The 20,261-nt window shown below is 35.0% G+C and carries 21 protein-coding genes and 1 tRNA gene; 13 read left to right on the forward strand and 9 right to left on the reverse strand.

What is annotated here, in order from left to right; all coding sequences use genetic code 11:
- Nucleotides 1–229: 229 nt before the first annotated feature.
- Nucleotides 230–973: a tRNA pseudouridine(38-40) synthase TruA gene (gene truA, locus H6X70_RS13980; protein ID WP_194768396.1), complete on the forward strand. Its 744-nt coding sequence runs from the start codon at nt 230–232 to the stop codon at nt 971–973.
- Nucleotides 974–2,743 carry an ABC transporter ATP-binding protein gene (locus H6X70_RS13985; RefSeq protein ID WP_194768314.1) on the forward strand — a complete coding sequence of 590 codons (1,770 nt, stop codon included), beginning with the start codon at nt 974–976 and terminating at the stop codon, nt 2,741–2,743.
- A 1,090-nt stretch (nt 2,744–3,833) separates the two neighbouring features.
- Here the strand turns inward: H6X70_RS13985 and H6X70_RS13990 are convergent.
- Genes H6X70_RS13990 through folP form a run of 3 tightly spaced genes read right to left on the reverse strand, consistent with a single transcriptional unit; the run spans nt 3,834 to nt 6,178 of the window.
- The gene (locus H6X70_RS13990; RefSeq protein ID WP_194768315.1) at nt 3,834–4,619 is read right to left on the reverse strand and encodes a diadenylate cyclase; all 786 of its coding nucleotides are present in this window, start codon (nt 4,617–4,619) and stop codon (nt 3,834–3,836) included.
- A 37-nt stretch (nt 4,620–4,656) separates the two neighbouring features.
- Entirely contained in the window at nt 4,657–5,325 is a 669-nt protein-coding gene (locus H6X70_RS13995; protein ID WP_194768316.1) for a hypothetical protein, read from the reverse strand.
- Between the two features lie 22 nt (nt 5,326–5,347).
- Nucleotides 5,348–6,178: a dihydropteroate synthase gene (folP, locus tag H6X70_RS14000; RefSeq protein WP_194768317.1), complete on the reverse strand. Its 831-nt coding sequence runs from the start codon at nt 6,176–6,178 to the stop codon at nt 5,348–5,350.
- A 93-nt stretch (nt 6,179–6,271) separates the two neighbouring features.
- Here folP and H6X70_RS14005 point away from each other — a divergent pair, with 93 nt between their 5' ends.
- From H6X70_RS14005 to tpiA, 5 genes are read left to right on the forward strand one after another with little or no spacing between them, the layout of a single operon-like run.
- Nucleotides 6,272–6,817 carry a DUF1599 domain-containing protein gene (locus tag H6X70_RS14005; protein ID WP_194768318.1) on the forward strand — a complete coding sequence of 182 codons (546 nt, stop codon included), beginning with the start codon at nt 6,272–6,274 and terminating at the stop codon, nt 6,815–6,817.
- On the forward strand, nt 6,814–7,908 hold the full coding sequence (locus H6X70_RS14010; protein ID WP_194768319.1) for a BT_3928 family protein: 1,095 nt from the start codon (nt 6,814–6,816) through the stop codon (nt 7,906–7,908). The genes H6X70_RS14005 and H6X70_RS14010 overlap by 4 nt, the downstream gene beginning before the upstream one ends.
- Nucleotides 7,909–7,950: 42 nt before the next feature.
- Nucleotides 7,951–9,027: an ABC transporter permease gene (locus tag H6X70_RS14015; protein ID WP_194768320.1), complete on the forward strand. Its 1,077-nt coding sequence runs from the start codon at nt 7,951–7,953 to the stop codon at nt 9,025–9,027.
- A gap of 41 nt (nt 9,028–9,068) precedes the next feature.
- Nucleotides 9,069–9,560 (forward strand): TlpA family protein disulfide reductase, encoded by a 492-nt coding sequence (locus tag H6X70_RS14020; protein ID WP_194768321.1) that lies wholly within the window; start codon nt 9,069–9,071, stop codon nt 9,558–9,560.
- 33 nt (nt 9,561–9,593) lie between these two features.
- Nucleotides 9,594–10,343: a triose-phosphate isomerase gene (tpiA, locus tag H6X70_RS14025; RefSeq protein WP_194768322.1), complete on the forward strand. Its 750-nt coding sequence runs from the start codon at nt 9,594–9,596 to the stop codon at nt 10,341–10,343.
- A 271-nt stretch (nt 10,344–10,614) separates the two neighbouring features.
- Here the strand turns inward: tpiA and H6X70_RS14030 are convergent, their stop codons facing one another.
- Nucleotides 10,615–10,914: a nucleotidyltransferase family protein gene (locus H6X70_RS14030; RefSeq protein ID WP_194768323.1), complete on the reverse strand. Its 300-nt coding sequence runs from the start codon at nt 10,912–10,914 to the stop codon at nt 10,615–10,617.
- 171 nt (nt 10,915–11,085) lie between these two features.
- Between H6X70_RS14030 and prmA the strand changes: the two genes are divergently transcribed.
- Nucleotides 11,086–11,922 carry a 50S ribosomal protein L11 methyltransferase gene (gene prmA / locus H6X70_RS14035; RefSeq protein WP_194768324.1) on the forward strand — a complete coding sequence of 279 codons (837 nt, stop codon included), beginning with the start codon at nt 11,086–11,088 and terminating at the stop codon, nt 11,920–11,922.
- 49 nt (nt 11,923–11,971) lie between these two features.
- Nucleotides 11,972–12,247: an ATP-dependent Clp protease adaptor ClpS gene (locus H6X70_RS14040; RefSeq protein WP_194768325.1), complete on the forward strand. Its 276-nt coding sequence runs from the start codon at nt 11,972–11,974 to the stop codon at nt 12,245–12,247.
- A 1,141-nt stretch (nt 12,248–13,388) separates the two neighbouring features.
- On the opposite strand, the gene H6X70_RS14045 is transcribed toward H6X70_RS14040, so the two are convergent.
- The 5 genes from H6X70_RS14045 to H6X70_RS14065 form a co-directional block, all read right to left on the reverse strand.
- A complete protein-coding gene (locus tag H6X70_RS14045; RefSeq protein WP_194768326.1) occupies nt 13,389–14,801 on the reverse strand; it encodes an MBL fold metallo-hydrolase in 1,413 nt (470 codons plus the stop codon).
- Between the two features lie 100 nt (nt 14,802–14,901).
- Complete coding sequence (locus tag H6X70_RS14050; protein ID WP_194768327.1) at nt 14,902–15,693, reverse strand: sulfite exporter TauE/SafE family protein; 792 nt, start codon at nt 15,691–15,693, stop codon at nt 14,902–14,904.
- A gap of 1 nt (nt 15,694) precedes the next feature.
- Nucleotides 15,695–16,108, reverse strand: coding sequence for a DUF6691 family protein (locus H6X70_RS14055; protein WP_194768328.1), 414 nt, complete (start codon nt 16,106–16,108; stop codon nt 15,695–15,697).
- 27 nt (nt 16,109–16,135) lie between these two features.
- Complete coding sequence (locus H6X70_RS14060; RefSeq protein WP_194768329.1) at nt 16,136–16,693, reverse strand: YeeE/YedE family protein; 558 nt, start codon at nt 16,691–16,693, stop codon at nt 16,136–16,138.
- Nucleotides 16,694–16,781: 88 nt separating this feature from the next.
- Nucleotides 16,782–17,411: a Crp/Fnr family transcriptional regulator gene (locus H6X70_RS14065; RefSeq protein ID WP_194768330.1), complete on the reverse strand. Its 630-nt coding sequence runs from the start codon at nt 17,409–17,411 to the stop codon at nt 16,782–16,784.
- A 162-nt stretch (nt 17,412–17,573) separates the two neighbouring features.
- Between H6X70_RS14065 and H6X70_RS14070 the strand changes: the two genes are divergently transcribed.
- From H6X70_RS14070 to H6X70_RS14085, 4 genes are all read left to right on the forward strand, one after another.
- Nucleotides 17,574–17,647: transfer RNA gene (locus H6X70_RS14070), tRNA-Arg, on the forward strand.
- Nucleotides 17,648–17,882: 235 nt separating this feature from the next.
- Nucleotides 17,883–19,028 carry a sialidase family protein gene (locus H6X70_RS14075; protein WP_228530381.1) on the forward strand — a complete coding sequence of 382 codons (1,146 nt, stop codon included), beginning with the start codon at nt 17,883–17,885 and terminating at the stop codon, nt 19,026–19,028.
- A 144-nt stretch (nt 19,029–19,172) separates the two neighbouring features.
- The gene (gene bluB / locus H6X70_RS14080) at nt 19,173–19,790 is read left to right on the forward strand and encodes a 5,6-dimethylbenzimidazole synthase (RefSeq protein ID WP_194768331.1); all 618 of its coding nucleotides are present in this window, start codon (nt 19,173–19,175) and stop codon (nt 19,788–19,790) included.
- Between the two features lie 75 nt (nt 19,791–19,865).
- The gene (locus H6X70_RS14085) at nt 19,866–20,213 is read left to right on the forward strand and encodes a DUF3024 domain-containing protein (RefSeq protein ID WP_194768332.1); all 348 of its coding nucleotides are present in this window, start codon (nt 19,866–19,868) and stop codon (nt 20,211–20,213) included.
- Nucleotides 20,214–20,261: the final 48 nt, after the last annotated feature.

The following is a 20,261-nucleotide window of genomic DNA, read 5'->3' on the forward strand; positions in this document are numbered from 1 at the left end:
TGGTTGGGCACTGCGTTAGGGATTGCAGCGGCATCCTTTTTTGAGGTAGGAAAAAAAGATATAGCGGAAAGCCCGACCCTTAGGGGAACGCCCAAATTTTAGACATCATTATATTTGAAGTTTTCGGTGCTTGATTTTGCCTTAAAATCTTTTAATATAGAATTAAGATTCGGACTTCTTAACATGCTTAAAACTGCCTATCTTTGTGGTTTTAATAAATAGAGCAGAATTGAGGTATTTTATTGAACTTTCTTATAACGGACAAGCTTATCACGGTTGGCAAAACCAGCCCAACGCGATTTCTGTACAGGAGGTTTTAGAAAAAGCATTGTCTACTATTTTAGGAGAAAATATTGCCATAATGGGCGCAGGACGTACGGATGCAGGCGTACATGCTAGCCAGATGTTTGCTCATTTTGATACCGATGCTGCGTTTAATAATGATAAATTACTGTATAAACTCAATTCGTTTTTGCCGGTTGATGTGGCTGTGCATTCGGTTTTTAAAGTGAAACCTGAAGCGCATACACGTTTTGATGCGCTTAGCAGACAGTATTTATATAGGGTGACTTTAAAGAAAAATGTGTTTAATTTTGAACACACCTATTTTGTGAAGAAAGCGCTTGATGTAGATAAAATGAATGAAGCTTCGAAAATTTTATTAACGTATAAAGATTTTCAATGCTTTTCGAAAAGTAATACCGACGTAAAAACGTATAATTGTGATATTATGAAAGCAGAATGGTTTTTTAAAGACGAAGAACTTCATTTTGTGATTAAAGCCAATCGGTTTTTACGAAATATGGTGCGAGCCATTGTGGGCACGATGATTAATATAGGATTGGGGAAAATGGAAGTTGAAGCTTTGCACAACATCATCCAATCTAAAAGTAGAGGAGAAGCTGGATTTTCGGTTCCGGCGCATGGCTTATTTTTAACACATATTGAATATCCAGAAGATATAAAACTATAAATGAGTAAACCAAAAGAAAATATTTTTGACATTCAGCTTTTTAAGCGTCTTTTTGAATACATAAAACCCTATAAAATTGTTTTTTACAGTTTGATTGTTTTGGTGATTTTATTAGCTGCATTAAGTGCTGCTACGCCTTATTTAACCAAGTTTGCAATAGACGATAGTATTACAAATAAAGCAGAAAAGGACTTTTTGTTTTACATTGTTTTAATGTTGGGCGTACTAATTGTTTCAACGGTTTTTCAGCTTTTATTTATTTATTATGCCACGTGGTTGGGGCAAAATTTGGTAGTTGATGTACGTGTTAAACTATTCAACCATTTGCTGAAGTTTAAAATGAAGTATTACGATAATTCTTCGGTAGGGGTTTTAATTACACGAGCCGTAACCGATATGGAACGTATTGCCGATATTTTTGGACAAGGGCTTTTTATGATTGTACGCGATTTACTGACTATGGTGGTGGTTTTTGGTGTTATGGTGTACATCAATTTAAAATTAAGCCTGATTGTATTTGCCATGTTACCGCTTTTACTTTATGCTACGCGATTGTTTCAAAAATACATGAAAAAGGCTTTTGAGGAAGTTAGAACCGAAGTATCAAACTTAAATTCTTTTGTTCAAGAGCGTTTAACAGGGATGAAAATTTTACAGCTGTTTACACGCGAAAAAATTGAATATGATAATTTTAAAGCCATAAACGCCCGCCATAAAAAAGGCTGGCTAAAAACGGTTTGGTACAACTCGATTTTCTTTCCGTTAGCCGATTTGTCGGCATCCATAACCATTGGTTTGGTGGCTTGGTATGGTGGTTTAAATGTGGTTTTAAAAGGTGGCGCCGTGTCGCAAGGTGATTTAATTGCCTTTATCATGTTTATTCCCATGCTTTTTAGACCATTACGACAAATTGCCGATAAGTTTAATACACTGCAAATGGGGATGGTTGCTGCAACCAGAGTTTTTAAAGTGATTGATACGACATCGCAAATTGATGATCACGGCACCAAAGTAGCAACCCATTTTAAAGGGGATATAGCATTTGAAAAAGTCCATTTTAATTATGTTGAAGATGAAGCTGTTTTAAAAGGGATTTCTTTTGAAGTAAAAGCTGGAGAAACCGTTGCCATTGTTGGTGCAACAGGAGCAGGAAAATCGACAATAATTAATTTATTGAATCGTTTTTACGAAATTAAATCGGGCGCTATTTTAGTTGATGGGCTTAATATAAAAGAAGTCACTTTAGCGTCGTTAAGAACACAAATAGCTGTGGTTTTGCAAGATGTATTTTTGTTTGCAGACACCATCATGAATAACATTACATTGAATCATCCAGAAATTACTGAAGCTCAAGTGTATCAAGCGGCCAAAGATATTGGGATTCATGATTTTATTATGACACTTCCAAACGGCTACAATTATAATGTTAAAGAACGTGGTATTATGTTGTCTTCTGGTCAGCGCCAATTAATTTCGTTTTTAAGAGCTTATGTTACCAACCCGAGTATTTTGGTTTTAGATGAAGCGACTTCTTCTGTCGATTCGTATTCTGAGCAACTAATTCAAAATGCCACCGATAAAATCACAAAAGGGCGTACTTCGATTGTAATTGCCCACAGACTAGCAACCATCCAGAAAGCAGATAAAATTATTGTTATGGATTTGGGTGAAATTGTAGAACAAGGCACCCATGAGGAACTTCTTAAAAAAGAAAATGGCTACTATAAAAACTTGTATGAAGTACAGTTTTTGAAGGAGCATGTGGCTTAGGTTTTTACGGCAGACTTCTCGATACAATTTTCTATTGAAAATCACTCGAAGTCACAAAAGCACGATGTCAGTTCGAGTGATGCGACCTTAGGAGTATTGTATCGAGAACAGTTTTTTAATAGGACACATTAATTGTTTTAAAGCTTCTCGATACAATTCCGAAAAAAAATCGGAATCACTCGAAGTGACAAAAAAAAGCACGATGTCGGTTCGAGTGATGCGACCATAGGAGCGTCGTATCGAGAACAGATTTTTAATAGGTTACTTTAATTATTTTAAAGCTTCTCGATACAATTCCGAAAAAAAATCGAAAATCACTCGAAGTGACAAAAAACACGATGTCAGTTCGAGTGATGCGACCTTAGGAGCGTTGTGTCGAGAACAGATTTTTAAAAGGATACATTAATTTTTTTAAAGCTTCTCGATACAATTCCGAAGAAAAATCGGAATCACTCGAAGCGACAAAAAGCACGATGTCGGTTCGAGTGATGCGACCTTAGGAGCATTGTATCGAGAACAGTTTTTTGAAATAGAACATATTAATTGTTTTAAAGCTTCTCGATACAATTCCGAAGAAAAATCGGAATCACTCGAAGTGACAAAAAGAAACAGGTTGTCAGTTCGAGTGATGCGACCTTAGGAGCATTGTGTCGAGAACAGTTTTTTGAAATAGAATATATTAATTGTTTTAAAGCTTCTCGATACAATTCCGAAGAAAAATGAGGAACCATTCGAAGTGACAAAAAGCACGATGTCAGTTCGAGTGATGCGACTTTAGGGGCATTGTACCGAGAACAGTTTTTTGGAATAGGATATATTAATTGCGCTAAAGCTTCTCAATACAATTCCGAAAAAAAATCGGAATTACTCGAAGTGACAAAAGCACGATGTCGGTTCGAGTGATGCAACCTTAGGAGCATCGTATCGAGAACAGTTTTTTGAAATAGAATATATTAATTGCACTAAAGCTTCTCGATACAATTCCGAAAAAAAATCGGAATTACTCGAAGTAACAAAAAGCACGATGTCAGTTCGAGTGGTGCGACCATAGGAGCATCGTATCGAGAACAGTTTTCATTCAAATTAAAAACTATGCCAAATCCTTTCGTATTAAAGCATTCAGCTCGTTTGTATCTTCGTAAACCACAAAATCACCATCTTTAAAATAAGAAATATGTCCAGTTTCTTCACTAACCACTAAAGCTAAAGCATCTGTTTTTTCAGAAACACCAATGGCTGCTCTGTGGCGTAAACCAAAGCGTTTTGGGATGTTTTTCTCGTTATTTACAGGAAGAATTACACGGGTGGCTTTTACTGTATTATGGTTAACTATAATGGCGCCATCGTGCAACGGGCTATTTTTAAAAAAGATACTTTCAATAATAGGTTGAGTGACTTTAATATTCATTTCGTCGCCAGACTCTGAAAGGAAATCGAGGTTGTTGTTGCGTTCAAAAACAATTAATGCGCCTGTTTTAGACATCGACATTTTATTGCAAGCCGAAATTATAGCATCTACATCGGTGTCGTTCGTGTCTTCTGTTTTTAGAAAATTAAATTGTTTTAATAATTTACCACGACGTCCAAAATTGGTGGAGCCTACCATGAGTAGAAACTTTCTTATTTCGGGTTGAAAAACCACTATAAGCGCAATAATTCCCACCTTCATAAACCCTCCGAAAATGCTAGTAAGCAGTTCCATGTTCAGGAAATCGGTTAATCGCCAAGCCCCATAAATTATAATTATTCCAATAAAAATATTGATGGCTACCGTGCCTTTTACCAAGCGGTACAAATAATAGAGGAGTAGAGCAACAAGAATAACATCGATAATATCTACGACGGTAAATTTTAGAATGTCTTTAAAAATATCCAATGGTGGCGGGGTTTTTGGTAAATTTAGTAAATTAAGGTTAATTATCGAGAAACTCTTCTTTTGATATTTTTGCTTGCTTTAGTTCGGCTTTTGCAATTAAAGATTTGTAGCTAATATACTCTTGAAAACTTAAATTTTTATGAAAGCGTAAGACTAAAATAAACCCTGTGGAATCTACTTTTTTTAAATCGTTTAAAAGTGTGTTTTTAGTTGATTTAGTTACAAATGGCTCCGCATTCGGATTTAAAATATAGATAGAACCATCTTGATTAAAATTTATAAACTTGGTTTTATTTGATGCTTCTAAATCTGGAGACGCATCCGTTTTTTCGGTATAAACAACCTCTGTAAATTCTATAAAACCCAGTTGCTTTTCGCTGGTGTTATTGCAGGTATAATAGTTTCTTGCGTTTTCATTTTTATGACTCGAGTTGTTTTTTTTCTCTTGTAAAAATTTTATGTGTGGGATAACCTGATTTAAAGTTAGGCGTTTGTCAACATTAATCAACCAGTTGGTAGAAACAATTAAGTTTTTTCTATTTAGCTCAACACTATCTTTTTGGGTTTCATCGTAAAATAAATAACCTGGGGAGACATCGTTAATTTTAGAAATTTCAGAATAATCTATTTCAGGTAATTCTACCACTTTTTTATTTCCGCAGGAAAACACGGCACAGCATAAAAGTAAAATAATTTTGTTTTTCATATTTTTAACCAATATCCAATAACTAACAACCAGCAATCAAAGCCTCAGTTAATTTAACACATTCCATAGCTTCTTTTACATCGTGAACTCTTAAAATAGAAGCGCCTTTTTGTAAGGCAACGGTATTTAAAACCGATGTGCCGTTTAGGGCTTTATCGGCTGTGGTTTCTAAAGTTTTATAAATCATAGATTTTCTTGAAACCCCTACTAATAGCGGTTTTTCAATCATTTTAAAAAGTTCTAGTTGGTTTAGCAATTCGAAATTTTGTTCTAAAGTTTTTGCAAAACCAAATCCAGGATCAACAATAATATCGATAATCCCTAAAGCTTTTGCTGCAGCGATGCGTTCGGAAAAATAAAACAAAACATCCTTTGTTAAATTGTTGTATTCGGTTAGCTGTTGCATGGTTTTAGGCGTACCTCGCATGTGCATCATAATATAAGGAACATGTAAATTAGCAACCGTTTGCAGTATGTTAGCATCTAGTTTTCCTGCCGAAATATCGTTAACCATAGCTGCTCCAGCTTCAATACATTGTTTAGCAACTTCGCTTCTAAAGGTGTCGATAGATAATAAAATATCTGGAAATGTTTTTAAAAGCGATTTCACCACGGGTAAAATGCGGTTTAGCTCTTCGATTTCGCTTACATGGTCGGCGTTTGGTCTAGAGCTGTACGCACCAATATCGATAAAAGTAGCGCCGTCTTTTAGCATTTTTTCAACAGCTAAAAGCATTTCTTTTTCGTTTTTATGGGCGCCACCATCGTAAAAAGAATCGGGTGTCATATTTAAAATCCCCATCACTTTTGGCGTTGATAAATCGATGAGTTGCCCTTTGCAATTAATAGTCATTTATACGGTTTTGTAATATGTTAGAACTTTAGGCCCTAAACCTTTGAACATTCTAATAAAATATGCGAAATTTACGCAAAATTCAATTTATTCATGCAAGATACTTCAAAACAATACGATGCCGTAATAGATACCTGTAAAAGTTTATTTATAAAGAAAATGAGTGACTACGGAAGTGCTTGGAGAATTTTAAGATTACCATCGCTTACCGATCAAATATTTATTAAAGCGCAACGTATTCGTGGCTTGCAGCAAAACGATGTTAGAAAGGTTGATGAAGGAGAAGTTAGCGAGTTTATCGGGATTATTAATTACAGCATTATGGCTTTAATCCAATTGGAAAAAGGCGTGGTAGAACAACCTGATTTATCGACTGAAGAAGCTACCGAGTTGTATGAGAAAATGGCTGCTCGCACCAAAAAATTAATGGAAGATAAAAACCACGATTATGGCGAAGCCTGGCGCGATATGCGTGTAAGCAGTTTAACCGATTTAATTCTTCAGAAATTATTACGTGTAAAACAAATTGAAGATAACCAAGGAAAAACATTAGTTAGCGAAGGTATTGATGCCAATTATCAAGACATGATTAATTATGGTATCTTCGCGATGATTCACTTAAATGAGGACAACGCATGAGAGTATTAGTAGCCATTTCTAGAATTTTTGTAGGGGTATTATTTATTATTTCAGGATTTATAAAACTGAATGATCCCTTAGGTTTTTCATATAAATTACAAGAATATTTTAGTGTCGATGTGCTTAATATTCCAGCTTTAGAGCCTTATGCACTCGGAATTTCAATATTAGTCGTTGTTTTTGAAGTCGTTTTAGGTGTCTTTTTATTAATAGGTTACAAGCCCAAATTTACGGTTTGGAGTTTACTGTTAATGATTGTCTTTTTTACCTTTTTAACCTTCTATTCTGCTTATTTTGATAAAGTAAAAGACTGTGGTTGCTTTGGTGATGCGCTTAAATTAACCCCATGGGAAAGTTTTACAAAAGATCTGGTGCTGCTTATTTTTATTCTGATTTTATTTGTTGGCTTAAAATATATTCATCCTGTTTTCGGGAAATTACAAACAACCATTTTTGCTCTGTTAAGTTTTATTTTGAGTTTATGGTTTGGTTTTCATGTATTAGAACATTTGCCTGCAATAGACTTTAGAGCCTATAAAATAGGAAACAATATTTCTGAAGGTATGACGATTCCTGAAGATGCCCCAAAACCCATTCAAGAGTACAGTTGGACGTTTAACTTAAATGGAGAAAACAAAGTTTTTAAAACCAATGGCTCGTATCCAAAAGTAGATGGCGACTATGTAAGTGTAGAAACCAAAGTGATTCAAGAAGGGTACCAACCTCCAATTTACGATTTCTCTATTGAAAGTGAAGATGGCGATTTAACTGCCCAATTTTTAAATGAAGATAAGTTAATCGTTGTAGTTTCATATAGCTTAGAGCATATCGAACGTAACGGCGCACTAAAGTTAAAAGCACTTCAAGATGAAGCCAGACGTCATGGGTATAAAATTATAGGCTTAACAGCTTCTGGTGAAGATGCAAAACAGCACATTAAAGAAACGTACAACATCGATTTCGAATTTTATTTGTGCGACGAAAAAGCTTTAAAAACAGTAGTACGATCAAATCCAGGTGTTTTAGAATTAGATAAAGGCACAATAAAACAAAAAGTACATTGGAACGATATTGAAGATTTAAAATTCTAAATTCATTGTCTTTTCAGTTAAACAAATCAATTTAAAAACTATTTGATAGGTTATTTATTAAATAAAATTTTCTACGCTATTCTCACGCTTTTTGGGGTAGTTACTGTGATATTCTTTTTATTTAGCGTCCTGCCGGGCGACCCAGCACAAATGATGCTTGGGCAAAATGAAGATAGCGAACAATTAGCCTTAGTAAAAAAGAAGTACGGTTTCGATAAACCCATAAGTACACAGTATTTATATTATATAAACGATTTATCGCCACTGTCATTTCACTCAAATAACCCCGAAGATTATACCTTTTTAAGAGACGGAAAATACAAGGAAACCACGTTGTTTTCCATAGGAAATACTACAGCCGTATTGAAGTTGCCTTATTTAAGAGAATCCTTTACTAAACAAGGGAAATTGGTAAGTCAGGTTTTAGGCGAAACTTTGCCAAATACTTTTGTTTTAGCAGTTACAGCCATAATAATTGCCATGCTTTTAGGTGTTTTTCTTGGCATTATTTCAGCATTAAATAAAGACACTTGGTTAGACAAAGTCATTCAAATATTAAGCACATTTGGTATGAGTATACCATCCTTTTTCAGCGCTATTTTATTCGCTTGGTTTTTTGGATATATTCTTCATGAATACACGCATTTAGAAATGACCGGGAGTTTATACGAGATGGACGATTTTGGTGAAGGCATGCACATCCGTTGGAAAAATTTAATCCTTCCAGCCGTAGTTTTAGGCATTCGTCCTTTAGCCGTTGTTATTCAACTCATGCGAAATTCGCTATTAGAAGTTTTCAACCAAGACTATATAAGAACCGCACGAGCAAAAGGTTTGAGTGAGTTTCAAATAATAAAAAGACACGCCGTTAAAAACGCTTTAAACCCTGTGGTTACAGCAATTTCGGGTTGGTTTGCTTCCATGTTGGCAGGTGCCGTGTTTGTAGAATATATTTTTGGCTGGAACGGTTTAGGAAAAGAAATTGTAAATGCTTTAAACACTTTAGATTTGCCTGTAATTATGGGCGCCGTGTTAATTATAGCCTTATTGTTTATAATTATTAATATTTTTGTGGATCTTATTTACGTGTGGTTAGACCCAAAAGTAAAATTAGAATAATTCCTGCAAACGCAGGAGTCTCATGCGTCATGTCTAAAACTATGAAAAAATTAAAATACTTAGCGATACTTCTTTTTACAGTTTTTAGCTGTAATTCCCAAGTGCCTACTAAATTTTCGGAAGCGGCTTTAAATGATGAGTTTTTAAACTTAAACGGTGAATCTGTCGCTTTTAAAACCATTCTAGAAGCCCATAAAGGAAAAACCATCGTGATAGATATTTGGGCATCTTGGTGCAGCGATTGTATTAAAGGCATGCCAAAAGTAAAGGCTTTACAGAAAAAACATCCCGAAGCCGCTTATGTATTTTTGTCTTTAGACAGAGCTGAAAAAGCATGGAAAAACGGCATTAAAAAATACCAAGTTGAAGGAGATCATTATTATTTGCCTAACGGAAAAAAGAGTGCCTTTGGCGATTTTGTAAATATCGATTGGATCCCAAGATATATTGTGGTTGATGCCGAAGGAAACATTAAACTTTTCAAGGCTGTTGAAGCCGATGATAACAATATTGAGATTAATATAACTAAATAAAATCCCTAAATATTAGGGTGTAATACTACTATTATGAGAAAACAAATTGTAGCCGGAAACTGGAAACTAAATAATGATTTAGCGCAAACTGAAACATTAATTACAAGCTTAAAAGCACAGGTTAAAACATCTGCTGCCGAAGTGATGATTGCACCAACAGCAACAAACTTATGGCATGCTTACAACAGCACAAAAGGCTCAGGAATCGAGGTAATCGCACAAAACATGCACTTTGCAGAAAATGGTGCTTACACAGGAGAAATTAGCGCAAGCATGTTAAAAAGTGTTGGCATAAACACAGTAATTTTAGGTCATAGCGAGCGTCGTGAGTATTTTAACGAAACCGACGAAACATTAGCTAAAAAAGTAGATGCTGCTTTAGCAAAAGGCATGCGTGTTATTTTCTGTTTTGGTGAAGAATTAGCCGATAGAAAATCTGGAAACGAAGAAACTGTTGTTGGAAATCAAATTAAAAACGCGTTGTTTCATTTAAAATCAGCCGATTTTCAAAACATCGTTTTAGCTTACGAACCTGTTTGGGCCATAGGAACTGGCGAAACTGCAAGTCCAGAGCAAGCACAAGACATGCACGCTTTCATTAGAAAAACACTAGCCGATGCTTATGGAAATGATGTTGCCGATGAGGTTTCAATCCTTTACGGAGGTAGTGTAAAACCAGCAAATGCTGAAGAAATTTTCTCTAAACCAGATGTAGATGGTGGTTTAATTGGCGGAGCTTCACTAAATGCTGAAGATTTTTTCGCTATTGTAAATGCATTTTAATTAAACGTATTTATTAAAATATTCAAGCGCGACCCTGATTATTTAGGGTCGCGCTTGTAGTTTACAGGCTGTACAGATAAAAAAGGAGGTTTAATTATTGTGCGCTTCGACAAGCTCAGCGTGACCGAGTAACTACGATTTGTGTTTTGAATTTAAATGATATTAGGAAATTTGTTTTTTGTAACAAATACAATTATTAGCTGTAATGTCAGGCTGAGCTTGTCGAAGTCTTTTCTCGTGCCTTAAAAAGGGATGCCACTTTAGTATCCTTTCATCCATATACCAATTCTTTGTTTTTTTCTATGGATTTTATAAGGATAGGGTTTTTAAGAGTCTGTTCTTCAACGAGGTCAACTTCTCTTTGGAAAATTTTTTTAAGTTTTTCTTTTAGAGATAGATAGTTGTCAAAATATTTCTCTAATTCAATTTTTTGAAACTTTACTAAAAAATCAATGTCACTATTTTTTGAGAAATGATTTCCAGTAGCTGAACCAAATAAATAAAGCTTTTCTACGAGATGAGTTTCGCAGAGTGATTTTATTAAATTTTTATTTTGTTCAGTTATAATCATATATCAAATTTAAACCATTTAATTTTAAGTTCACAATTTTTGTCATAAATGAATGAATGCCAACGAAACACTATCACATTAAACTTCCGTTAAGTTTAAGAACTCTTTATGAGAACAATTCGTATAATTTAGAGATTAACCTCTATCTTTGTCGACCGAAAAAAAATAACTATGTCAAATATCATTTATATAGGCTACGAATTTAAAGTATCGCCTTTACAACCAGGGGTTGAAATTCTTATTGCCGAATTAGGTTACGCTGGTTTTGAAAGCTTTGTTGAAACCGAAAACGGTGTTACAGCATACATTCAAAAGGAAGAATGGCACGGCGATATTCTTGATGATATTCAAATTTTAGAATCTGATGAATTTGACATTTCATTCGAATTTAATGAAATCGAACAAACCAACTGGAACGAAGAATGGGAGAAAAATTTTAGTCCGATTGTAGTCGATGATGTTTGTGCTGTTCGTGCCCCATTTCATGATAAGTTCGATACCCAATACGATATTATAATTGAACCTAAAATGAGTTTTGGAACTGGGCACCATGAAACCACGCACATGATGATTGAGCATATTTTAAAAAACGATTTCACCAATAAATCGGTTTTAGATATGGGCTGCGGCACAGGAGTTTTGGCGATTCTAGCCGAAATGAAAGGTGCCAAACCCATTGATGCTGTCGATTATGACAACTGGTGTTATTTAAACAGTTTGGAAAATGTAGAACGTAATAATTGCGAACATATCACGGTTATTGAAGGTGATGCTTCAGTACTTCAAAATAAAAAATACGACGTGATAATTGCTAATATTAACCGCAATATCTTGTTACAAGATTTAAAAACTTACGCGTCTTGTTTAAATGAAAACGGGACTCTATTTTTAAGTGGATTTTACAACGATGACATTCCAACTATTCAAGCCGAATGTGAGAAGTATTTGTTAAAGTTTGAAGAAAAACTTGAACGAAACAATTGGGTTGCTCTAAAATTTTTAAATTAGTAAATAAATTGATGGTTTCTGTGTGAACTGTCTGAAACACAATAGGATTATGAGTACTAAAGAAAAAACATCCGAAGAAGTTTTACTTCAGGAAGCGGTTTCAACTCAAAACGAAATAGTGGTTTATAATGATGATGTAAATACTTTTGATCATGTTATAGAAACACTTATTTATGCCTGCGATCATACTGCCGAACAAGCAGAGCAATGTTCGTTAATCGTGCACTACAACGGGAAATGTACGGTTAAAACAGGCGATTACGACGATTTAAAACCGCGATGCTCTATGCTTTTAGAAGCAGGATTGAGTGCGGAAATTGTGTAGTTTAAACAGATTTCTTCATTAATATGTAAGTTCTGGAAATTAGGTAAGTGTATAATCTCTAATTTCAGGGCGTTCGAGTAGAGGTAGAGTGCTGATTTTCATAAACTTCTCGACTCCGCTCGAAGACCATTATCTTCTAGAGTTTAGAGTGAAAACTAAGAAATTTAATTAAAGCTTTAATATCAGGGTGTTCGAGCGGAGTCGAGAACATAGAACGTTGATATGTAATATTTTATGGTTAAACTCGAATTGACAAAGCGTTTTTTTTGTCACTTCGAGTGATTCCGATTTTTCTTCGGAATTGTATCGAGAAGTTGATAACGTTGTAATATTTCTTCGTAATAGTATTTTGACTCGTATAAGATTCTCGATACAATGCTCCTAAGGTCGCATCACTCGAACTGACGTAGCGTTTTTTTGTCACTTCGAGTGATTCCGATTTTTCTTCGGAATTGTATCGAGAAGTTGATAACGTTGTAATATTTCTTCGTAATAGTATTTTGACTCGTATAAGATTCTCGATACAATGCTCCTAAGGTCGCATCACTCGAATTGACATAGGATTAGCTACTGCAGCACATTTATGGTATCTAAGGTTAATTTTTGAATAAGAAATTGATTGCCGAAAAGTAGGGGTTTGAGTTTTGAATTGTCACTTCGAGTGATTCCGATTTTTCTTCGGAATTGTATCGAGAAGTTGATAACGCTGTAATTTTTCTTCGTAGTAGTATTTTAACAAGTATAAGATTCTCGATACAATGCTCCTAAGGTCGCATCACTCGAATTGACATAGGATTAGCTACCGCAGCACATTTATTGTCCCTGAGGTTTTATTTTTTGAATAAGAAATTGATTGCCGAAAAGTAGGGCTTGGATTTTTGAATTGTCACTTCGAGTGATTCCAATTTTTCTTCGGAATTGTATCGAGAAGTTGATAACGTTGTAATTTTTCTTCGTAATAGTTTTTAACAAGTATAAGATTCTCGATACAATGCTCCTAATCTCGCATCACTCGAATTGACATAGGATTAGCTACCGCAGCCATTTATTGTATCTAAGGTTTTATTTTTTGAAGTCGAGAACATACAGTGTTGATTTTTACATTACTGTATTTACTTAACCACAACCTTTAGAGTGATACCTACAAAGTCGATGGGCAAACAAAATCGGTAGTAGTTAAATCGGTGTTTTTTATAGCAGCAAAGCCACCCGAAATATCAACTAAATTATCAAATCCGCGAGCTTTTAAAATGGAAGCCGCAATTACCGAGCGGTAACCACCAGCGCAGTGTAAAAAATAGGTTTTATTTTTATCAATAGCATTCATATTGTTATTGATATAGTCTAGAGCAAAATGTTTCACATTTTCACCTTCTAAATGCTCCGATTGGTATTCTCCATCTTTTCTAACATCTAAAACCTGTATGGGTTCCTTTTTAAATTGTTTAGAAAATTCTTCCGCAGAAATCGTTTCGATGCTTTCAATATCTTTTCCAGTATTTTTCCAAGCTTCCATACCGCCTTCCAAATACCCTAAAGTATTGTCGTATCCAACGCGCGATAGTCTTGTTACGGTTTCCTGTTCTTTACCTTTTGGGGTAATTAATAAAATAGGTTGTTTTAAATCGGTTATTAATGCACCAACCCAAGGTGCAAATCCGCCATGAATTCCAATAAAAATGGAGTTAGGAATATGGGCTTTTACAAAGTCTTTTTCAGTTCTCACATCTAACACTAAAGCGCCTTCTTCATTAGCGAGATGTTCGAAAGTTTCAGGACTTAAAGCAGTGTTACCTTGTTTTAAAACATCTTCAAATTTATCGTAGCCTAATTTATTCATTAAGGCATTTTTTGCAAAATATTGAGGAGGAGGCGCCATGCCATCTAAAACTTCTTTTATAAACTCGGCCTTTGTCATATCAGCTCTCAAGGCATAGTTTGTCTTTTTTTGTTCACCTAAAACACCTACAGTTTCTTTGCTCAGGTTTTTTCCGCAAGCAGACCCCGCACCATGGGCAGGATAAACAATAATGTCATCAGATAGCGTCATGATTTTGTTTCTAAGCGAATCAAATAACATGCCTGCTAAATCTTCTTTTGTTAAATCGGATTTAATAGCCAAATCTGGCCGGCCAACATCGCCTAAAAACAAGGTGTCTCCAGAGAAAAGCGCATGGTTTTTTCCGTTTTCATCAATCAATAAAAAGCACGACGACTCTAAAGTATGACCAGGTGTATGTAGCACTTTGATGGTGATGTTTCCTAGTTTAAATTCTTCATTATCTTTTGCCGTATGGATGTTGTAATCAGTTTCAGCACCAGGGCCAAAAACAATTGTTGCTCCCGTTTTTTTAGCTAAATCGACATGTCCAGAAACAAAATCGGCATGAAAATGAGTTTCAAAAATATATTTGATTTTAGCGTTTTCAGCTTCAGCTTTATCAACATACTGCTGTGTTTCACGTAGTGGGTCGATAATTGCAACTTCGCCGTTAGATTCTATGTAATATGCGCCTTGGGCGAGGCATCCTGTATATATTTGTTCTATTTTCATCGTAAATTTTTTTAGTTCCTTCAAGAAGGAAAACTTTTCATTATTAATTCAAAATTACAAAACGGGTTTACTTTGGTTTGTAACTAATATCACATTTGGATTAGTAAAGTTCCTTGTAAATTATGTAGGTAGCCATGATTAGCACAAAATACCCGAAGCTTTTTTTTAGTTTTTCACCACTAATAAATTTGGAGAAAAATACCCCAATCACTATTCCTAATACAGAAATTAATGTGAAGATTAAAAGGAAGTCCCATTCGATATTTAAGGTTTGTACATCGCCTAGAAATCCTATAAGTGAATTTATAGTAACGATAATTAGCGAGGTTCCTACGGCCTTTTTCATTGGGATATTAGCCCAAAGTACTAAGGCTGGAACATATAAAAACCCGCCACCAGCACCTATTAATCCTGTAATGGTTCCAATGGTTAGCCCTTGAATAAATGTTTTATAATAAGGTTGCTTTGCGGTAAACTGTTCTTGAGGATTTCCTTTTTTTATCATTGAAAAGGCCGCAATAATCATAATAGCCGCAAAAAACACCATAATGGCCATGTCTTTGGTGAGCTCGTAATTTCCGAAACTAACAAGTGTTTCCGGTATGCCGGGCACTACAAATCGCCTTGAAAGATAAACGGCAAGGAAAGAAGGAAACGAAAACGCTAAGCCTACTTTAAAATCTACAAGGCCTTTTTTGTACTTCTGATAGGTGCCCACCATAGAGGATACACCTACCACAAAAAGCGAATATGCCGTAGCCATTACAGGATTGTAGCCTAAAAGGTAAACCAATAAAGGCACGGTGAGTATAGAACCTCCGCCACCAATAAGTCCTAAAACAAGACCAACAATAAGAGCACCTAAATAGCCTAAAATTTGGATGCTATCCATATTAATGCGGTAGTTTATTTTTTAAAACACCGTATAAAAAAGTACCTAAAATGGCTGCTGCAATAACAATTATCATGCTCCAAACCCCTGTGCCTAAAAGAATATACATGGGGCCAGGGCAAGCGCCTATAAGTGCCCAACCTAAGCCGAAAATTATACCGCCAACAATATATCTGGTAATGCCTTTGTCTTTTTTAGGAACATAAATATCGGCACCTTCAATGCTTTTTATACCACCTCTTTTTGAAAGTTGTAAAAACAAGATTCCTGATGCAATGGCAGTGCCTATGATGCCATACATGTGAAAGGATTGAAATCGGAACATCTCGTAAATACGGTACCATGAAACGGCTTCAGACTTTACTAAAACAATGCCGAAGAAAATTCCAACTAATAAAAATTTTATAAATTTCATTTGATTATTTTTTTAGAGTGAGCTGTTTTAGAAGATGAGCGGTAATATGAAATTGGTCATAATTAATCCGCCAATAAAAAATCCGATCACAGCAATTAGCGATGGTTTTTGTAAACTACTAAGTCCAGTAATGGCATGACCAGAAGTACAACCGCCCGCGTAACGGGTGCCAAAACCTACTAGAAGCCCACCAATAATTAATAAAAGCAATCCTTTAGGCGTTGTTAAAACATCTAAATTATACATTTCTTGAGGGACTAATGTGGCTCCAGGTTTATCAAATCCCATGTTTTGAAGTTCGGAAATCGTGCTTGGGTTAAGCTGCGTACCACTGTCGTTTGATAAATAATGAACGGCTATAAACCCACCAATTATAGCACCTAAAACTACGGTTAGGTTCCAGATTTGATCTTTCCAGTTAAATTTAAAAAAATCGGCAAATTTCCCAGCGCCTCCAATAGCACAAAGGGTGCGAAGGTTAGAGGACATGCCAAAAGTTTTACCAAAGTAGAGTAGGAGCGCCATAACAATGGCGATAAGTGGACCTGAAATGTACCAAGGCCACGGATTTAAAATGTGTTCCATGCTATTAATTTTATCACAAAAGTATGGTGTATGGTATACTAACTTTGTGATAAATGTTACCTAAGTAGGGATAGGTGGTGGAATACTATTATAAAATTTTTATTTTGTTTCGGCTTAGTACAATCTTTTTTTCGTTTTCCAATTGCTTTAAAAGTCTGGAAACCACCACGCGAGAGGTGTGTAAATCTTCGGCGATTTCTTGATGTTTAATAATGATGTTTTTAGATTCATGGAGTACCGTTTTATTTACAAGGTATTTGTATAAACGTTCGTCCATTTTCATAAAAGCAAGATTGTCTATAGCTTCTAAAAGTTCTTCGAAGCGGTTTTGATAACTTTCTAAAATAAAATTTCGCCAGCTTTCATTATTCTGAAACCATTTTTGCATGTATGAAACCGGAATTAAAATTAAGCTAGAATCACTTTCGGCAACTGCCCTAATTTTACTTTTGGTTGTGCCAATGCAGCATGTTAAGGACATGGTGCAGGTTTCGCCAGCTTCTAAAAAATAAATAAGAAGTTCGTTGCCATCCTGATCTTCACGCAGAATTTTAATATTTCCACTTAATAAGAGTGGAATAAATTTTAAAGTTTGATTAATATCTATAATAATATCATCTTTTTTGAAAGTTTTAAATGAACCAATTTCAAAAATTTCTTCAATGAGGTTTTTATCTAAAACATGACTGTACATATCTTTTAATAGATTCGCTTTCATAGTATTATAGAATAAATTATTTATGATGCCTTTTGTTTAGTTTGAAGTTAAATCAAATTATAATGAGCAATTGCTTTATTCATCAAAAGTAATGAATTAGAAATTTGAAATAAAATTTGCATATGTTTTAAATAAAAATGTATATTTGCACCCACAAAATAAGGCCATGTGGCGCAACTGAATAGCGCACTTGATTACGGCTCAAGAGGTTCCAGGTTTGAATCCTGGCATGGTCACTAAAGTTAAAAAAGCTTCCAAGAAATTGGGAGCTTTTTTTTGTTTGATTTTTTTGGAAAACGAATCTTAATTAATTTACACACAACTTTTGAGATTGACCCCAAAAACTTTGGATTAGAAGAACAAAAATAGTTACTTACAAAGCCTAATTTTTTCAAAATAAGCATTAAAATATATTCACTGAATGCTAAGCTTTTATTTCCCATGATGTCATATCAAAATAAAATCAGTTTTTTGGCGATAGCCTTTCTATGTATAGTATTACATGGACAAGAACATATTAAGCCTTTTAAGGTAGATTCGCTTTTTAATATGAACAAACCAGAAACACTGGGGCTATCTTATGCCAAAGGCTTGGAAACAATTACAGTTTTTTTACCTAAAAACCGAGATAATAAATACAATCATGGTGTTGTTTTATTTCCGTTTAAGGGTATGCTTTATGCGCAATGGCAAAGCTCTGCTGTTGATGAAGATGGCGCAGATACACAAGTTTTTTATAGCAGAAGTCGTAATGGTGTAGATTGGGAAGCTCCAAAAAAATTAACCGAAAAGTGGGAGCATGGTATAAAAACAAGTGGAGGATGGTGGTGTAATGGAGATACTCTTGTAGCTTATATTTGTGTATGGCCAAATAATACTAGTAAATTAAAACAGGGGTACACAGAGTTTGTTTCATCAGCCGATGGAATTCATTGGGAGAAACCAGTGCCTATAAAAAACAGTGAAGGTCAGCCTGTTTTAGGAATTATAGAACAGGATGTACATGCATTGCCTAATGGTAGAATTTTAACAGCTTTTCACATGCAACCTGGGTTAATTGTAACGCCATTTTATACCGATGATCCTAGTGGTGTAACGGGTTGGAAATCTGGAAAAATGAAGAATATGCCCACAACAAAAGAAGGCATGAGTAGGGCTATAGAACCCAGTTGGTTTTATAGAAAAGATGGCGCAATTGTGATGGTTTTTAGAGATCAAGAAAGCACATTTAAAAAACTCGCTTCCATGAGTTTTGATAATGGAGAAACCTGGACCACTCCTCAAATTATTAATACACCAGATTCTAGAGCAAAACAAAGCGCTGGAAATTTACCCAATGGCATGGCTTACATGGTGAATAATCCTTCGGGAAATAAAAGTAGATTTCCATTGGTAATAACATTAAGTAAAGATGGCTGGTTGTTTGATAAAGCGTATTTATTGAGAGGTGGTGGTGATAATCTTCAGAAATTAAGATTTCCTGGAAAATACAAACGTGTAGGCTATAGTTATCCTAAAAGTGTTGTTTGGGGTAATTATTTGTACGTTTCTTATGCAACCAATAAAGAAGATGTCGAGTTAACTAGAATACCTCTTGAAAGTCTTCAATACGAATAGTAAATTTTTATAGCGCTTGTTAATGTTATTCTATCGCAATAGAAAGCGTTAAAAGTTGTTCCTTAAAATTCCTATAAATCAATTTTTGAAAGCTCAAAAAGGCCTTACCTTTAGATGAAATTTTGATTTTATAAAAAGGATACTATGGACTTATACGATTGTATTTATAAACGTAGAGATACTCGTCATTTTACAGACAATGAAGTTCCGGAAGCGGTACTACTTAAAGCCTTAGATGCGGCTCATGCAGCGCCTTCGGTAGGACTTTCAGAACCGTGGCGCTTTGTTGTTGTTAAATCTACAGCAAAGAAAAAAGAAATTAAAGCCTTGTTTAATGCTTCGAACGAACAGGCTAAACTGGGAATAACCGACAAAAATCAGTCTACACTTTATAATACGTTTAAGCTTGAGGCTATTGAAGAAACACCACTTGGCATTGCCATTTTTTGCGATAGTAGCACCTTAGATAATTTTACAATTGGCACCATTGGCACCATTGGCAACACAAGCACTTTAGAGTGGAGTTGTGCCTGTGCGGTTCAAAACCTTTGGCTTTCACTTACCGAACAAGGTTTTGGGGCAGGCTGGGTTTCTATTTTAGATTATTCAAAATTTGAAAACCTCTTTGATGTGCCTAAAGCATGGAAAAGTCTAGGATATATGTGTATTGGCCAACCTGCCACCGATTATGGCGGACAACCCATGCTGCAAAAGGAAAAATGGAAAAATAGAAGTGAAAAACCACATGTTGAGTATGTGTAAATAATGGTGGCTCAATGCTGAGTTACATTTTTATAATCTTCAAATTGGTATATTTAGTCTTTAATTTTACTAGAAATGACAAAAGAAACAACCATTGATATAAACGAATTTTTAATAAAAAAGTATATAGAATCTATACGTCCAGAAAACGAGGCGTTGAGAAAACAAATTGATTATGGGTATTCTTATGACGGAAAAATTGTTATTCTGTATGAAATTCGTCCAGCTTGGGACAACCCAAATGAATTAGAACATTTTGAGTTTGCTAAAATCAGGTTTTATAAATCACGAGGAGAATGGAACCTTTATTGGATGCGTGCAAGTGGTAAATGGGCACTTTACGATCCGTTTCCGATATCGACAAATTTGGATGAAATGATTGAGACTATAAAAAATGATAAATTCGGATGTTTTTTTGGATAGAATAAACGAACATATAATTCATCAAATGGAACAAGAAATGGATTGTGC

The sequence above is a fragment of the Tamlana sp. I1 genome, assembly GCF_015355625.1.
In the GTDB taxonomy this organism is placed as follows: Bacteria; Bacteroidota; Bacteroidia; order Flavobacteriales; family Flavobacteriaceae; genus Pseudotamlana.